This window comes from Bacillus sp. BF2-3 (assembly GCF_008368795.1).
Lineage (GTDB): Bacteria > Bacillota > Bacilli > Bacillales > Bacillaceae_G > Bacillus_A > Bacillus_A cereus.
This window is the reverse complement of record NZ_QOSA01000054.1, coordinates 11,203-28,829: the sequence shown is the minus strand read 5'-3', so window position 1 is coordinate 28,829 and position 17,627 is coordinate 11,203. Positions and strand designations below refer to the sequence as shown.

Below are 17,627 nucleotides of genomic sequence, written 5' to 3'. Positions count from 1 at the left end.
CAATTGGGGTGCAGTTCACTTATAGTCAGCTTTTTATATATTAACACGTAAAGGTTTAAACAGACATATAAGCAGTCACGCTTTGTCATCACCTTGTTGTTGTAAATTAGTATTTCTACATTGAATAGACATTCCATAATATCGTATTTTGATTAAAACTAAAAAACATACTTAACACTAATAGTAAAATTTTTCTTCTTCATCAAATTCACTTCTTTTCTTTTTATAAACATAAAAAAAGGATCTCTATTTATATAGAGATCCTTTCTAACTTTATAATTTACTAGACTGTAACCCCTGAATAAACGGAACAACTTCAGGATTTACAAGCGATGATAAATCACCTAATTGTTTTCCTAAGTAAGCTGCTTTAATAACACGGCGCATTACTTTAGAATTACGTGTTTTCGGTAAATCTTCTACAACGTGGATGTCTTTAGGACACAACGCTTTTCCAATATGAGAGTTTACTAAACTCATTAATTCTTTCTTTAATTCTCCTGTGAATGTTACATGATCTCTTAACACTACAAAACAATGACAAACTTCACCTTTTACTTCGTCAGGTACACCAATTGCAGCAGCTTCGATTACATCGTTATGTTTCACAAGAATAGATTCATATTCAGCAGGTCCAATACGTTTACCTGCAATATTTAACGTATCGTCTGAACGCCCTGTGATGATATATTGTTCACCATCGTAAATGACCCAGTCACCGTGGACCCATTTATTTTCAAAACGCGACCAATATGTGTTTACGTAACGTTCATCATCTTCCCAGAAGCTTTTCGTCATACCTACCCAAGGTTTCTCTAAGCATAATTCTCCGACTTCATCTCGAATTGGTTTACCTTGATCATCCAGTACGACAGCTGCCATTCCTGGTAAAGATGCGTTAAAACTAATCGGTGCTATTGGCTTAATAAGAACATTACCGAAAATCCCACCAGAGATTTCAGTTCCACCTGAGTAGTTACAGATTGGGACATTTCCTTTTCCAACTGTTTCAAACAGCCACATCCATGGATCAGGATTCCAAGGTTCTCCTGTTGATGCGAATACTTCCAAACTCTTTAAAGAATGTTTATTGACATACTCATCACCTTTTGCCATCAATGCTCGGATTAACGTTGGCGAAATACCTAGATGAGTAATCTCATATTTATCAACTGTCTCCCATAACCGGTCTGCTTCTGGGAAGTCTGGAACACCTTCGTACATAACCATCGTTGCTCCATTAATGAGTGAACCGAATAATAGAAACGGCCCCATCATCCAGCCCATATCAGTTACCCATAATACACGATCACCTTGTTTAATATTCATTCCAAATCCTGCATCAAAAGCTGCTTTCAAAGGAAATCCTGCATGCGTGTGTACTGTTCCTTTCGGCTTACCAGTCGTTCCTGATGTATAAATGAGCATTAATGGATCATCACTTTGCATTTCCTCGGCATGTATGAATGGTTTTTCTTTTTCTAGCGTACTCCACGAAAAATCATAGTTATGTGGTGTAAAATCATTTCCTGCATGACGAACGATAACAACTTTTTCAACAGTTGGGCAATGTTCACAAGCTTTATCTACTTCATCTTTTAAAGAAACAATTTTACCTCGGCGTGAAAATCCATCTGCGGTAATAATCATTTTTGAACCTGCCGCTTGCACACGTGTCATGACTGCATCAGACGCAAAGCCTGAGAATATTGGTGAAATAATTGCTCCGATTTTCATTACAGCTAGCATCGCAACAACTGTTTCTGGAATCATCGGCATATAAATTGTTACACGGTCACCTTTCTCAATACCCGCGTGTTTCAAACCATTTGCAACACGACTTACCCAGTTGTCAAGCTCTTCATATGTAAATGATTTTGAAGTTCCATTTTCCCCTTCGTACTGAAGTGCTGGCTGTATTCTCGTCTCTTCATCCGCAAGCCAGCGGGATAAAGCTGATTCTACAACGTTACATGTTCCGCCATTATACCACTGTGCAAACGGTGTACCATTTTCTAAATCTAACACGTCTGTATAAGGTTTCATCCATTGATAGCCTATTGCCTTTTCTGCCTCTCCCCAAAACCAAGCTGTTTCCTCGATAGATTTATTATAAAAAGTTTCATAATCTTCATATCCCAATGATTTCATCCAACCATATAAACGTGTTTTTTCCTTGTACTCTTCTGTTGGAAACCAAACTGCTTGTTTCAATGTTTTCCCCTCCTTAACTTTTTGAGCAAGAAAGCCCTAAATAGGGCTTTTAAACTGGATATACAGGATGTTTACGATCCGTGAATACTTGATATTTACTCATATACATTTCGAAACGTCCTTTTAATTCTTCACGTAAATTGTTTGGATGAACAATACCATCAATCACCATCTCTGATGCTAAATGATAAATATCAATATCTTTCTTATACTCTTCACGTTTTTCAGCAATGAAGCTAGCACGCTCTTCTTCTGGTAAAGCTGCAATTTTATTTGCATATACAGCATTAACCGCAGCTTCTGGACCCATTACCGCAATAGAGGCTGTCGGTAATGCCAGGCAACAATCTGGTTCAAATGCTGGACCTGCCATCGCATATAAACCAGCACCATATGCTTTACGAACAACGATAGAAATCTTCGGTACAGTTGCTTCACTCATTGCAGAAATCATTTTTGCACCATGGCGAATAATACCAGCACGCTCTACTTTTGTTCCAATCATAAATCCTGGTACATCCGCAAGGAATAATAATGGAATATGATATGCATCACATAAATTAATAAACTTAGCAGCTTTATCAGCTGAATCATGGAATAATACGCCGCCCTTCATACGCGGCTGATTTGCAATAATACCAACAGGCTTACCATCAATACGTGCTAAGCCTGTAATTAGCTCTTGAGCAAATAATTTTTTTACTTCATAGAATGAACCTTCATCAATAACTCTATTAATGAGATCTTTCATATTGAAAGGAGCATTTTGATTTTCTGGAATGATTTGTTCTAACGTTTTATCGAATTGTTTCGGTTCTTGAGGTGTAACCAATGGAGTCTTTTCTAAGTAGTTATTTGGAAAATATGAAATGTATTGTCTTGCTTGTGTAATCGCATCTTCTTCTGTCTTGCATAAAACATCTCCGCATCCTGATACAGAGCAATGCATACGAGCTCCGCCCATCTCTTCTAAAGTTACCTTCTCACCGATAACCATCTCAGCCATACGAGGAGATCCTAAATACATAGATGCATTTCCTTCTACCATCATTACAACGTCGCAAAAGGCTGGAATATAGGCACCACCAGCTGCAGAAGGTCCAAATAATAAGCATACTTGAGGAACTTTACCTGATAATTTCACTTGATTATAGAAGATTCTTCCTGCACCACGGCGCCCTGGGAACATTTCTACTTGATCTGTAATGCGCGCTCCAGCAGAGTCGACTAAATAAAATAACGGAACACGTAGTTTTTCAGCTGTTTCTTGAATACGTAAAATCTTTTCAACTGTGCGTGATCCCCATGATCCAGCTTTTACAGTAGAATCATTGGCCATTACACATGCAGTACGACCATGTATTTTACCCGTTGCCGTTACAACGCCGTCCGCAGGTAAGCCTGTTTGTTCACAGTTAGCAAATAATGCATCTTCTACATATTCGCCATTATCAAATAGAAGCGCTAAACGATCTCGAACAAATAATTTTCCTTTTGCTTTATTTTGTTCATGATACTTTGGTGCGCCGCCTTGTTTAATCGTTTCAACTCGTTCTTCAAATGAATTAGATTGTTGTTTTTGATCTAACATATTTACTCCCCCTTATACGTTGGTGTGCGTTTTTCCTTGAATGCTTGTAATCCTTCTAATCTATCTTTCGTATGGATTACACCTTCATACGCTTGTTTTTCCATTTGTAATCCGGTATGTAAATCAACTTGAATACCATTTGAAATTGCCTCTTTTGCTAATCGAACAGCAATAGGTCCATTACTAGCAATTTTCTCTGCTATTTCAATCGCTTTCTCTTCAAGTAAATTAGCTGGTACAACAAATTCTACTAAACCATATTCTTTTGCTTCTTGCGCTGAAATACGTCTACCTGTATAAATTAATTCTTTCGCTCTACCAACACCAATTAATCTCGGTAAGCGCTGTGTACCACCCGCTCCTGGTATAATTGCAAGTGTCGTTTCAGTAAGACCAAGACTTGCAGATTCAGCAGCAATTCTAAAATCACAAGCTAAACTTAATTCCGTACCACCACCAAGTGCGATTCCATTTATAGCAGCAATAACTGGCTGTGGTAATTGTTCAACCATCTCCATAGTCGTGCGAATCATACTAACAGCATGGCGAACTTGTTCCTCATTCATACCAGCACGTTCTTTTAAATCAGCACCAGCACAAAATGCTTTTTCACCAGCACCTGTTAGAATAACTACACGCGTATTGGACTCTTCACTTATTTGAGTTAATATGTTTTGTAACTCTTCTAATAACGCTAAAGATAATGAGTTTGCTTGTCTTTCACGATATAACGAAATCTTTACAACGTGAGGTGTTACATAATCAACTGAAATGTTTTGTAATTGTAGCATCTTCTCACCTACTTATCGTTTTATGTTGAAGCGCTCTATACACATGACTCGGTAATTGGATATTTAGCTTACTTTGAATAAATTGACTAGCTCGCAATAACTTTTCTTCGTCTATATTCGTTTGAACTCCTAATTTATGGAGCATATGTACTAGGTCATCAGTAGCAACATTACCTGATGCTCCTGGTGCATAAGGACAGCCCCCGAGTCCACCACAAGAACTATCAAATGTTGTAATACCGTATTCTAATGATTTAACTACATTTGCTAGAGCCATTCCATACGTATTATGAAAATGCATGGCAAACTGCGAAGCATCATACTTCTTTAATAGATGTTCTAATACTTGTTCTACTTGTAATGGATTCGCTACACCGATTGTATCCCCAAGAGAAACTTCATAAATGCCGTATGAAAATAGTTGATTACATAATTCGTCAACTGCTGTGACACTTATATCGCCTTCATAAGGACATCCAAATACAGTAGAAACATAGCCTCTTACCTTTTTCCCTTCGAATAATGCCTGTTTTGTTATATCTTCGATTACAACTAACGCTTCTTTAATCGATTTATTAATATTACTTTTATTATGAGATTCACTTGCTGATAAAAAAACATTCACCTCATCTACATTTTGCAAAAAAGCTCGTTCCAAACCATTTTGGTTCGGAACAAGCGCAGCATATGTAACATTTGGATCCCTTTTCAGCTCAGAAAACACATCATTTGCATCCGCTAATGCTGGGACCCATTTTGGGTGAACGAATGAGGAAACTTCAACATACGACAATCCTGCTTCTGTAAGTAGTTGAATCCATTTTACTTTATCTTTTGTGCCAACAATCTTTTTTTCATTTTGTAAACCATCACGTGGTCCTACTTCTTTAATGACAGCAAAATTAGGTAGTTTCAATTCGCTTCCCCCTATATCTCCCTATTCAATTTCTAATAATACATCTCCTTCATTTACAAAATCGCCTTCTTGCACATTAATTTTCATAACTGTGCCGGCTTCTTCTGAAATGATTGGAATTTCCATTTTCATAGATTCTAAAATGACGACATCCTGCTCTTCCTCTACTGTATCTCCTACTCCTACAACAATCTTCCAAACGTTTCCTGCCATCGATGCGTATACTTTCGTCATCATTTTTTCCCCCTTAATATTGTTAGATCTTATTTTTTAACGAGTTGTTTCGTTACAAAACCCGTTGTATAAATACCCGCTTTGAACACTTCGTCTTCCAAAACTTGCATTAGCATTGGCGTGTTCGTTTTAATACCTTCTACTTTTAATTCTTCTAGAGCATCATGTAATTTTGAAATTGCTTCTTCACGAGTCTCGCCATGTGCAATGACTTTCGCAATCATTGGATCATAGAAAGGTGTAATCGTTACATGATTTTCTAAGAAGTGATCAATTCGTACATTTGACGGTAATGTTAAATCTGTAATTTTCCCAGGTGACGGGAAGAATGTTTTCGGATCCTCTGCATAAATACGAGCTTCAATGGCATGACCACTACGTTTTACATCATCCTGAGTAAATGATAGTTTCTCTCCACTTGCGATAAGGAGTTGCTGTTCTACAAGGTCTAATCCCGTAATTTCTTCTGTCACTGGATGCTCTACTTGTAATCTCGTATTCATTTCTAAGAAATAGAAATTTTTCTGATTATCTACAAGAAACTCAACTGTACCTGCATTTGTATAGCCAAGTGCTTTGGCAGCTTGTACAGCAACTTCTCCCATCGCCTTTCGTGTACCTTCATCTAAAAATGGTGAAGGTGCTTCTTCGATTACTTTTTGATTTCGGCGCTGTACCGAACATTCACGCTCCCATAAATACACTGTGTTACCATGTGTATCTGCTAAAAGCTGAATTTCAATATGATGCGCATCTGCTATATATCGCTCTAAATACATTTCCCCGTTACCGAAGAAGTTTTGCGCTCTTGTTTTATTACTTTCAAACGCTTTGGTGAGCGTTTGCTCAGTTTCCATCAACTGCATACCAATGCCTCCGCCGCCTGCGGATGCCTTAAGCATTAATGGATAACCAATTTGTTTTGCAATTTCAATTGCTTCTTCAGCAGTTTCAATATTTGTAGTAATACCTGGGACTACTGGGACATCTGCTGCTTGCATTGCGATACGTGATTCAATTTTACTTCCCATCTTCGTAATGATTTCTTCTGAAGGACCGATAAATACGATTCCTTCTTCTTTGCAGCGAACCGGAAAAGACGGATTCTCTGATAATAAACCATAACCCGGATGAATGGCTTCTGCATTTGTCTTCTTAGCTATTTCAATAATTTTTTCAAGGTTTAAATAGCTTTCTTGAACACGCGGTCCACCTACTAAGTAAGCTTCATTTGCCATTTTCACATGAAGGGCATTTTCATCTGCTTCAGAATAAATAGCAACAGTGCGAATGCCAAGTTTTTGACAAGTTTTCATAATACGAACAGCGATTTCCCCGCGATTCGCAATTAATATTTTTTGAAACATAGTGATTCCTCCCTTTTATCTACATCCTAAATGTCTAGCAATTACGAGACGTTGAATTTCAGAAGTTCCTTCACCAATTTCTAATAGTTTCGCATCACGAATATGTCGTTCAACTTCATATTCACGCATATAACCATATCCACCATGAATCTGTACTGCTTGATTCGCAATACGGCTTGCTGCTTCCGATGCAAATAGTTTTGCCATTGCCGCTTCTTTGCCGAAAGGTTTATCGTTATCTTTTAACCAAGCTGCTTTATGTACTAAATTGCGTGCTAGCTCTACTTCAGTCGCCATATCAGCTAATTTAAATTGAATCGCTTGGAAATTAGAGATTGACTTTCCAAATTGTTGACGTTCTTTCGCATATTGTAATGCACGTTCAAAGGCTGATTGCGCAATACCAACTGCCAATGCTGCGATTGAAATACGCCCTCCATCAAGTGTATATAAAAATTGTTTAAAACCTTTATTTACATCACCAAGAATATTTTCTTTCGGTACACGAACGCCATCAAGTACGATTTCACAAGTATTAGAAGCGCGAACACCCATCTTATCGTAAGGACTTGAAATCGTTAATCCTTCACTCGTAGTAGGCACGATAAATGCAGAAATACGTTTTCTACCATTCTCTTCAATACCGTTGACAGCGGTTACAATAATTGTATTTGCATACTCTGCGTTTGTAATCCAACACTTCTCACCACTGATTACATACTCATCACCATCTAATACCGCTTTCGTTTGAGTACCACCTGCATCTGATCCAGCATTCGGCTCCGTTAATCCGAAGGCACCTAATGTTTTACCTGACGCCATCGGAACTAAATACTTTTGTTTTTGTTCTTCTGTACCGAAATAATAAATTGGAGAAGCACCTAATGAAATTGTTGCAGCATAGCTTAAACCGGTGCCACCACAAGCGCGACCAATTTCTTCAACTGCTAACGCATACGATACCGTATCGCCACCTGAACCTCCATATTCTTCTGGGAATGGGATGCCTAATAATCCTAGTTCGCCCATTTTTTGAAATGTTTCATATGGAAACTCTGCAGTTTTGTCATAATATACAGCTTTCGGTGCGATTTCCTTTTCAGCAAAGTCACGTACCATTTCTTTAATCATTTGTTTTTCGCGAGTTAGAGTAAATTCCATTCCGCTACACACCCCTTATCGAATATTGAGTTTCGACAGCGTGCGAGTTTCTACTACAAACATAACAACTTAAAAGACAAGAATATTAGTTAGACAATTGCTACAATTCTGTCATAACTTAATTTTAAAACAGATTCTGTACTAATGCACAAAAAAATTCCTACATTGTTCTACAACAACATAGGAGATTTTGTGTCGAATTATGTAATTTATTGTTTAATAATCTCTACCTTTTCCCGAATCAGAAATTTCTACTAATGCTTCAGGGTATGGTTCGAAATACGTTTGTCTTAATAAATACTTTTCATCAAATCGAATAGCCCATGATTTTAATATTGTAAGTAAACTACTAAGTGGTATTTTCTTTTCTGCATACTTTTGTAACAGTTCTATAAAATGATCTTTTTCTTGTTTTTTTAACTTTGTTTTAAAATATCCAAAAATGTGCTCGCATACATTTACATTCGATGTATAACGGGGCGCACGCATAAATAATTCATATAAAGTCTTCTCATAGTTTTCAAATACCACTTCAATCTTTTCATTTTTTTGATTTGCAATTATACGACCTAATTCCTTTTGTTTCACCTGATTATATGCCATAAATAAATATTTATTGTCCGACTGAAACGATACAAGTTCTTTCATATTTTTATTGTGTTTAATCATTTTGTAATATGCGATTGTAAATAACCTTGTAAAGAAATGCTCTCTAATAATAAAATTCGACAATCTACCTTCCTCTTCAATAGGAAGATGCGAAAAATTTTTTACTACTGCTCCGCCGAATAAGCCAGCTCCTTTTCCCTTTGCTGGCGCTTTTTCAAAACCAGAATAAATTTTCACATCACGCGTACCACAACTTGGTGAACGATTCTTTAAAATAAAACCATCCACATCTGGTATCGTTTGTAAAAAGTCATTTGAAAACTGCTCCATTTTTTCAGTTACATCTTCTCGTGTCGACGGTTGCATAAGTCTATTCTCACCATTTTCTTCTACAATTCGTATCGTTTCACGAGGAGTCCCCAATCCAATCTCCACTTCTGGACAAACAGGTATAAATGTAACAAATGGCTGCAAATTTCGTATTGTTACATCTGGAATCATCTCTCCATTATAACGACAAGCATCAAATTCTAAACACTTACTTACGACGATTGTAGGTTTTGCAAATTGTCGCATCTTATTACCTCCTTATTGCTAGCCCGTATAATATAAATTGTACTAAGATTAACATTTTAAGCAAAGTTTGATTCAGTTATTTTTATGAGAAATATATATCCAATGATATATTAACAATCATTCAACTCTATTTTCTATAAATGTGCGCCCTATTAATGAGGGTTTAGATATTGTGAAATGAATAATACACACATGCTTCGGAGAAATTAATGATTAAGAAAGGAGGGATTGTTATGAAAAAGAAATTATCATCTATCTTAAGTGTTTTAGCACTATCTATTATGTTTTTAGGTACATCTACGCAAGCTGAATACGATGGAAATAATATGAATAGAGTTAATAACACTGATATTTCAACTCGAGTAAATGACAATAACTTAGACAGAGTTAATAATGATGTAAGAACTCGAAATGTAAATACAACAAATGATTTAAATGATAATCGTGATAAAAATAATAATTGGGCTTGGCTTGGTTTATTAGGACTAGCAGGATTATTAGGTCTTAGAAGAAGAGACAAAGAAACACGCTGATTTAGAATGTTTTTAGTAAACAAGTACTTATTTATCAAAAATATATAATGAAAATAAATCGCCTTTTTAAAGGCGATTTATTTTTACTTAAAAGTAATGTATGTAATTCACACTTCAACGATTAAAATCGTGGAGTTAATCCATACAATATAAATTGAATCGTATTTTCAATTTCCGCTTCATCATTCCATTTTTCTTCAGGCAATAATAAAAATCGTGTTAATAATAAACCTAATACAGCTGATAAAGTAAGACGTAGTACGGAAGATGGTGGTATCTCAATAATTTCCCCTTCTTCTTGAAATTTCACAATCAACTTTTTGAAATGTGAAAACAGTTCTGTTTCTACTAATTGCTGTATTTCATTTTTCAGTTCTGGTTGGAATGGCACCTCTTGAATTAATATTTTTATCATAGGAAAGTGTTTTTGAGCAAATTTAAACCTATTATGAATTACAACCCTTAAAAGTCCTTCGTATGATTCATAATCCGATTTAAATATTTCTTTTGCAAAGGTTTGTACGAAAAATGGTGCAGCGAACTTAGTTAAAGTTGGCATTACGACCGCTAGTAATAAATCTTTTTTTGTTTTATAGTAGCGGAAGATGGTTCCTTCCGCTACACCAGCACGCTTTGCAATTTCACTTGTTGAAGTTGAAGCGTATCCTTTTTCTCCAAACATATCAACAGCCGCCTCTAATATTCGCATTTGACGTTCATTTCGTTTATCCGTATTAGTTGCAGCTATTAATTCCTCCAGCCAATCCTTCTGCATTTATAAAGCTCCTTTTTTTCATTATTATATTTTGCGATGTTTCTTTAAAGCAAATACATTTCCTACTGCAAATAATAGTGAAAAAAGTAATAATACAGTAAGATCTAATACAACCTCTGTAAACCCTTGATTCCGAATCATCACTTGTCTCATTGCGTCAGCGCCGTATGTGAGTGGAAATACTTTCCCTAACATTTGTAGCCACTTATTCATAGATTCCATTGGAAACAATCCAGAAAAGAAGATTTGTGGCACAATAACAAGCGGTATAAATTGAATCATTTGAAACTCATTATTTGCGTATGCCGATAAAAACGTACCTAATGTTAGTGCAGTCAAAGAGAGCATACATGTAATAAGTAACGTTAGCCATATGGAGCCAGCTACGTATAAATCTAAAATATAAACGGAAAAACTTACGATAATAATGGATTGTATAAAGGCAAAGATTCCAAAACCAATAATATAACCTGCGACTATTTCCCATCTTCTTACTGGGGTGGATAATAACCTTTCTAGCGTACCACTTAAACGTTCTCTTACGAAAGATACACCTGATAATATAAATACAAAGAAAAATGTAAAGAAACCAATTAATACAGGACCAAGCCCATCAAACATCGTAAAGTCTTTAGAGCCATGTAAATAATTTACTTCAGGTTTCATAATCGATACATCATTCTTCTCTGTGCTTTTTTGCAATACTTGAAGTACAGCACGATTTTTTGACGAATCACTACCTTCCAACAGAAGTTTCATTTTTCCATTCTCTATTCGAAATACTGCATCTACCTTTTGTTTTTCCAACTCAAAAATCGCCTTTTCTTTACTGTATTCATAAATTGACGCTTCTTGATTTTTCATCACTTTTACTATTTGAGCGGGCATATCAACAACAGCAATTTGCGGTATATAGTCTTTCTGTGTAAACACTAGTGACAAAAGCCAAAGTAATAACATCGGTGCTCCAAACATCATTGCTAACGAACGCTTATCTCGAAAAAATTGACGAATAATACGTATGATTACACCAGTAACTCTCATGATGGCACCACCTCTTCTAGCAAAAAGACATCTTCAATCCGTCCAGATGACACGCGTTTTTTCAATTCTTCAGTTGTTCCAACCGCAACTAGTTTCCCTTCTCTAATTAACCCTAGACGCTCACAAAATTCAGCTTCATCCATAATGTGCGTCGTTACAATAATCGTTGTGCCTTTCTTTTTAAGATCATAAAATTTTTCCCAAATCGTTTTTCTAAGAAGCGGATCTATCCCCACTGTAGGCTCATCTAAAATTAATATTTCTGGTTCGTAAAGGAGCGCTATTGCTAATGATAAGCGTTTTTTCATTCCACCTGAAAATTGTTGTACTTGCTTTTTCATATACTGTGACAATTGTACAAGTTCAAAAACCTCTGCAATTCTTGTCTTTTTACGTTTTCCCTTTAGTCCATACATCGTTGCTATAAAATCTGCATTTTCATATGCTGATAATTCTTCGTATAATGCATCCGCCTGGGCCATATAACCAATTCGTTTCATCTCATTTAAATTAGGCATATTAGTATTATTAACAAGCACTTCACCTTTCGTTGCCTCATTAATACCTGCAATCATTTTAATGAGCGTTGTTTTCCCCGATCCAGAAGGTCCAACAAAACCAAAAATCTCTGCTTTTTCAACTTGCAATGAAAGATTGTGTAACACTTCTTTTTTTCCAAAACTTTTTGATACAGTCTGTAAAATAATTGAAGGTTGTTGCACGTTTCATCCTCCTTTTCCAATAAAAATGAGTGAGTACTCACTTTTATTTTACTCTTGCTTAATTATATGTCAAACTTCGTTGATTAGTATGTATGTTCAATCACCGATATTAAACAATGAAACAGAGTCGACATTAGAATTTCATTTCCTAAAGTCGACTCTGTTTCATTTAAACTATAAATTTCACTTTACGTTTTTAAATTCATATACTTCCGAATTCTAGCAACGTCTAAAGAATATTCGATAACTAATTGCTGTAACGGTAAAATAACTGTGTCAGGATATAAATGTGCATATTGTAATGTTTCTGCATATTTTTCTAACCTTTTTTCTAAATACTTTATTATTTGATCAGGATGACTTACTAATAAACATTTACAATAATAATGGATTTGTTCCTCAATCGCCGTGTATTCTTCAATTTCATATTCTTTATGCATGTGTACACCCCTTTAAGTTTTTTATATGAATTACTTATCACAATTTTCACTCGACAAATTTTAAGTTTTTTGATTATTTACACTATAACAAACACTGAGGGTCAAATTTTGTTACTTTATGTAACGTAGAAAATTTTTAACAAAATTGTAATGTTTACTCCTGCAAAATACAGAAAGCCCCTTTACTCATTTTTGTATAAAAAAAATCGTACAGCTTAATTTAGCTGCACGACTACAATTTCTGGCCTATTCAAAATCCTTTGCGGAATGATACTATTTCCTAATCCTCTACTCACTACCATTGATGTATTTTGTTCTACATATAAACCCGCTGTATATTTAGGTAAAACACCTTGATTTGGCGCAACTAATCCTCCGATAAATGGCAATCTAACTTGCCCTCCATGAGCATGTCCCGATAAAACCAAATCCAACCGCTCATTCGTATATTCCTTTATAAATTCAGGCCTGTGGGATAATAATACATTATATCTATCTGGCTGCATTTCAATTTTTGCTTTTTTAATTTCATCTATTATAATATTTCCTTCATCACGGTTTCCAGTACCAAACTCTGGATCATCAATACCTAGCAAGTTTATCTCTTGCTCACCCTTTCGAATGCCTACATGTTCATTCCTTAAAACATTGACACCATATTTCTTCAACTCTTTTTCTAAACTGTTATACTTTCCAGACCATTGTTCATGGTTTCCTGTCACAAAATATACAGGATACTTCTTTACCATTTCTCGTATTAATTGCATACTAACTTCTGCATCGTATGATTTACTGTCAATTAAATCACCCGTAATTGCAATAATATCTGGGTCTATACTTTTCATTTTTTGAATTAACACATCTTGATTATCGCCAAATTTTTTATTGTGTAAGTCTGAAATTTGTAGAATTTTATACCCTTTAAAAGAGGATGGTATTTTACTAGAGGTTATTTTAATCTCAGTTATACTTATTAAATTGTTCTGTAAATATAAAAAGATTGTAAAACCTACTAATATACAAATAATCATTACAATTCTATTAATCTTCTTTTTCATATTTTCTCCTTTACATTCTCATCAAACACTTCTATATGCTAACTGAATTATATTATACTTTCTTGAAATTTATTTAAATTAATAAAATAATACAGTACATGAAATTTCATATGAGATATGTCATATATATTCGTTATATTTTTACTTTTACCTTTTTAATAATAAGAATACAAAAACGACTCTTATCACACGAAAAGAGTCGTTTTCTAACTTTATACTTTTAATACTTTCATGTTAAAAATGCGAAAACTAAAATACTATTACCTAAGAGCCTTAACTATAACTTTAGTTGCCTCTGCAATGAGTTGATTATCATAAGTTGCCTCTTTCTCATCTTTACTAGATAAAATTGCGATGATAATTGGTGCTCTATTTGGAGGCCAAACGATAGCAATATCATTTCTTGTCCCGTAACTGCCAGCACCTGATTTATCTCCAACTACCCAGTCAGTTGGTACGCCTGCACGAATAAGTTTGTCTCCTGTAGCATTTCCTTTCATCCACTCTGTAAGAATTTTACGTTTTTCAGCAGGAAGTGCATTTCCGACCGTAAAAGCTTTAAGATTCGTAGCAATAGCTTTCGCTGTACTAGTGTCACGAATGTCTCCTGGAATAGCTTCGTTTAATTCTGTTTCAAAGCGATCAGACATAGTAATCCGATCCCCCATATGCCTAAGCGCTTTTTCATATCCTTTAGGTCCTCCTATTTTATTAAATAAAATGTTCCCTGCAGTATTATCACTTGAACGAACAGCTGCCTCAGCAATTTCTCCTAGTTTCATTCCAGTATCTACATGTTTCTCTGTAACAGGTGAATAATCCACTAAGTCTTCTTTCGTATATGTGATTACTTCATTTAATGAATCAATTGAGTTTTGCTGTAGTAATACTCCTGCTGCTAAAGCCTTGTAGGTTGATGCGAAGGCAAATCTTTCGTTAGATCGATAAGAGATTGTTTGATTTGTACCAGTATCAATCGCATATACACCTAATCGAGCATCAAATTTTTTCTCAAGTTGAGAGAACTCTTTATGCGTCGCCTGATTTTTATGTTTCACTTGTCCAGTCTTTTCTTTCGCTTCAACTTGCAGTGCCCCTCCTGTAAAAGCTTCTAGGCTTGTAATACTTAAACCTAATATACCAACGCATATTCCTATTTTTAGCATCCTCTTATTTTTCAAAATCATCATTCCTTCCAAATTTTTAGTACCTTTTTATACGTACACATAATAGACAATCACCGAACCAAATTTGTTCCATAAACTGAAAAAAATTTTATAGCTAGTATGAGAGTTATTAACAAAATAAGAGATAGTAGCTATGATCGCCGCTATCTCTTATTTCACATTTCATTTTTTCTTATAAATGGCTTTATACAAACAGGTTCTCTTCCCTGAGAAAAGTATCTTAATTTTGCTTAGAACTACCTGTACTAGTAGCTTCACCATGTATACGTTGCTGTTTTAAATCAAAGTATACATCTAATACTTCCTTTCCAATTATAGAATTAATTCCATTTTTATCATCATGAAGCCATGGAACTACTACGGAAAATGCTACTTCTGGATTATCATATGGAGCATATCCAACTAACGTTAAGTTGTAGCATTCCATACGTTCTCCTTTTGCATTTCTACCAATCGGGTCATCTCCACCATATACAGTTTGGGCTGTTCCTGTCTTTCCTGCTGGTTTATATGGCGCGTTTTTGAAATATTTCACGCCAGTTCCATCACCTTCTTGGAATACCCATCTAAACCCTTCTTTTATCCGATCAATATGTTCTTTCTTCATATCAATTCGATTTAATACGACAGGCTCTATGGAACGTATAACTTTGCCAACCTCTTCTTTTATTGATTGTTCTCGTATTTCTTGTACAATTTGAGGTTGCATTCTATAACCACCATTCGCAATCGTTGAAATATATTGCGCTAATTGCAACGGCGTATACGTATCATACTGACCGATAGAAAAATCTAGTAAAAAACCAGGTTGACTATCTACTTTTCTCGTTTGTCCAATTATTTCATTCGGTAAATCAATACCTGTTGGGACACCTAAACCAAATTGCTTGAAATAATAGCGCATCGTATCAAATGCTCCTTGTTTAATATCCAATGAGCCATTTGGTACGTAATTAACTCCCGCAATTTTTAAAGCTGTTTGGAACATGTATACATTCGAAGATACTTGTAAAGCCCGTAAATCATTAATATTACCAAATCCGGATACATTCCACGATTTCTTAGCTTGTGTACCTTTAAATTTCATCGGCGCGTCATAAAATTGATCTCCTGGATGTATTGCCCCTGTCTCATATCCAGTTAATAAAGTAGCACCTTTTACAGCTGACCCTAGCTCATACGAAGTTGTCATGTTACCTAATGCCAAATCCTCAACCTCTATTCTTCCTTCTTTTTCTACAATCTTTTTGCCTGCCATTGATAAAATTTGTCCGTTATTTGGATTCGTCATGACAACAAAAGCTCGATCGAGCAGTGGCTCTGAACTCTTAAAAGCTCTCAAGTTTTTCTCTATACTTTCTTCCACTTTCTTTTGTAATTCCATATCAATCGTTAATGTTAAACTATTACCACTTTTTCCTTTAGAGATTATTTCTGTGCTAACAATGTTTCCTGATTTATCAGTAATATTTTTCACTTCTTCTTTTGTGCCGTGTAATACATCTTCATATCGTTGTTCAATATAACTTTTTCCAACACGATCATTACGGTTATATCCACGTACTAAATAAGAATCTAAATTTTCTTTCGGTAATCCTTCTTCACTACTCGTAATATTTCCTAATACAGAACGAAATAAATTACCATTTACATAATTACGTTCCCAATCAACAGTTGCATCTACTCCTGGAAAATTCGCAAGGTTTTCACTTATCCGCGCATACTCTTCATCTGTTACATCTTTTTTAATAATTTGTGGTGTTAGTTGATAACCTGAACTCATTTTACTTTTAATAGCTAACACCTTTAAATCTTGTGCTGTTAATTCTGCTAATTCTACCTCTGTAACACGACCTCGTCTTAAGTCTTCTATTTTTTTATCTAACTCTTTTCCCTCTATACCCTTTTCTTTAAACTTTTCTATATCTTTCTTAGTAATCTTTGTCTCCGCACGTTTCAAATTCAACTGCATCCAAAAATCTTTTTTATCGATATCTGTTAATTTATTTATATCTTGTTCAGGCATTTCAAGTACTTTCGCCAAGTCTTTTGCTGTTTTTAAAATATCTTCACTCGTAATTCCCTTCACCCTTGTATACGTAATTGTGCGAAGAGATTTATTATTAACAACTGTTTTCCCTTCTCGATCTAAAATTTGTCCACGTGGAACTGGAATACTAGTTATTGCATTTTGACTACTTTCCACTTGGTTCTTATAAGCCTCTCCCTCAACGATTTGTACCTTTCCTAGCTGCATAATAATAGCTGAGAATAGTACAAATATACAAAGGAACATTATATTTAATCGAATAGATATATATGTCTTCTGCTTCTTGCCTTTTTGTTCTTTCATAAATCCTCCATTTAATCCTTTCAGGAATTGCTACAAATACTAAAAGCATTCCTTAT

16 protein-coding genes are annotated in these 17,627 nt (G+C 35.2%); 1 reads left to right on the top strand and 15 read right to left on the bottom strand.

The genetic code is table 11. The features are described from left to right. Nucleotides 1-273 precede the first annotated feature (273 nt). The 8 genes from DN401_RS28205 to DN401_RS28170 form a co-directional block, all read right to left on the bottom strand. Nucleotides 274-2,214 carry an AMP-binding protein gene (locus DN401_RS28205; RefSeq protein WP_000806469.1) on the bottom strand — a complete coding sequence of 647 codons (1,941 nt, stop codon included), beginning with the start codon at nt 2,212-2,214 and terminating at the stop codon, nt 274-276. A 49-nt stretch (nt 2,215-2,263) separates the two neighbouring features. Continuing rightward, nucleotides 2,264-3,805, bottom strand: a complete 1,542-nt coding sequence (locus DN401_RS28200; protein ID WP_000886744.1) for an acyl-CoA carboxylase subunit beta — start codon at nt 3,803-3,805, stop codon at nt 2,264-2,266. A 2-nt stretch (nt 3,806-3,807) separates the two neighbouring features. Next, nucleotides 3,808-4,596, bottom strand: coding sequence for an enoyl-CoA hydratase (locus tag DN401_RS28195; protein ID WP_000939818.1), 789 nt, complete (start codon nt 4,594-4,596; stop codon nt 3,808-3,810). Nucleotides 4,597-4,600: 4 nt separating this feature from the next. Further along, nucleotides 4,601-5,512, bottom strand: coding sequence for a hydroxymethylglutaryl-CoA lyase (gene mvaB, locus DN401_RS28190; protein ID WP_000775436.1), 912 nt, complete (start codon nt 5,510-5,512; stop codon nt 4,601-4,603). 21 nt (nt 5,513-5,533) lie between these two features. Next, nucleotides 5,534-5,749: an acetyl-CoA carboxylase biotin carboxyl carrier protein subunit gene (locus tag DN401_RS28185; RefSeq protein ID WP_001987345.1), complete on the bottom strand. Its 216-nt coding sequence runs from the start codon at nt 5,747-5,749 to the stop codon at nt 5,534-5,536. A 26-nt stretch (nt 5,750-5,775) separates the two neighbouring features. Further along, nucleotides 5,776-7,113, bottom strand: coding sequence for an acetyl-CoA carboxylase biotin carboxylase subunit (locus tag DN401_RS28180; RefSeq protein WP_000486750.1), 1,338 nt, complete (start codon nt 7,111-7,113; stop codon nt 5,776-5,778). Between the two features lie 15 nt (nt 7,114-7,128). After that, a complete protein-coding gene (locus DN401_RS28175; protein ID WP_000397279.1) occupies nt 7,129-8,274 on the bottom strand; it encodes an acyl-CoA dehydrogenase in 1,146 nt (381 codons plus the stop codon). 216 nt (nt 8,275-8,490) lie between these two features. Further along, nucleotides 8,491-9,459: a YbgA family protein gene (locus DN401_RS28170; RefSeq protein ID WP_001248632.1), complete on the bottom strand. Its 969-nt coding sequence runs from the start codon at nt 9,457-9,459 to the stop codon at nt 8,491-8,493. Nucleotides 9,460-9,692: 233 nt separating this feature from the next. Between DN401_RS28170 and DN401_RS28165 the strand changes: the two genes are divergently transcribed. Continuing rightward, the gene (locus DN401_RS28165) at nt 9,693-9,992 is read left to right on the top strand and encodes a WGxxGxxG family protein (protein ID WP_000728157.1); all 300 of its coding nucleotides are present in this window, start codon (nt 9,693-9,695) and stop codon (nt 9,990-9,992) included. Between the two features lie 121 nt (nt 9,993-10,113). Here DN401_RS28165 and DN401_RS28160 read toward each other — a convergent pair whose 3' ends face one another. The 7 genes from DN401_RS28160 to DN401_RS28130 all read right to left on the bottom strand — a co-directional run bounded on the left by DN401_RS28160 (nt 10,114) and on the right by DN401_RS28130 (nt 17,571). Next, entirely contained in the window at nt 10,114-10,767 is a 654-nt protein-coding gene (locus DN401_RS28160) for a TetR/AcrR family transcriptional regulator (protein WP_001168184.1), read from the bottom strand. A gap of 24 nt (nt 10,768-10,791) precedes the next feature. After that, nucleotides 10,792-11,811: an ABC transporter permease gene (locus tag DN401_RS28155; RefSeq protein WP_001266722.1), complete on the bottom strand. Its 1,020-nt coding sequence runs from the start codon at nt 11,809-11,811 to the stop codon at nt 10,792-10,794. Beyond that, complete coding sequence (locus DN401_RS28150) at nt 11,808-12,533, bottom strand: ABC transporter ATP-binding protein (protein ID WP_149288072.1); 726 nt, start codon at nt 12,531-12,533, stop codon at nt 11,808-11,810. Before DN401_RS28150 ends, DN401_RS28155 begins: the two co-directional genes overlap by 4 nt. A gap of 188 nt (nt 12,534-12,721) precedes the next feature. Continuing rightward, nucleotides 12,722-12,973 carry a hypothetical protein gene (locus DN401_RS28145; protein WP_000548621.1) on the bottom strand — a complete coding sequence of 84 codons (252 nt, stop codon included), beginning with the start codon at nt 12,971-12,973 and terminating at the stop codon, nt 12,722-12,724. 215 nt (nt 12,974-13,188) lie between these two features. After that, nucleotides 13,189-14,031, bottom strand: coding sequence for a metallophosphoesterase (locus tag DN401_RS28140; protein WP_000727181.1), 843 nt, complete (start codon nt 14,029-14,031; stop codon nt 13,189-13,191). A 260-nt stretch (nt 14,032-14,291) separates the two neighbouring features. Then, the gene (bla, locus tag DN401_RS28135; RefSeq protein ID WP_002164538.1) at nt 14,292-15,218 is read right to left on the bottom strand and encodes a class A beta-lactamase Bla1; all 927 of its coding nucleotides are present in this window, start codon (nt 15,216-15,218) and stop codon (nt 14,292-14,294) included. Nucleotides 15,219-15,438: 220 nt separating this feature from the next. Beyond that, the gene (locus DN401_RS28130; protein WP_000662985.1) at nt 15,439-17,571 is read right to left on the bottom strand and encodes a peptidoglycan D,D-transpeptidase FtsI family protein; all 2,133 of its coding nucleotides are present in this window, start codon (nt 17,569-17,571) and stop codon (nt 15,439-15,441) included. Between the last annotated feature and the right edge of the window lie 56 nt (nt 17,572-17,627).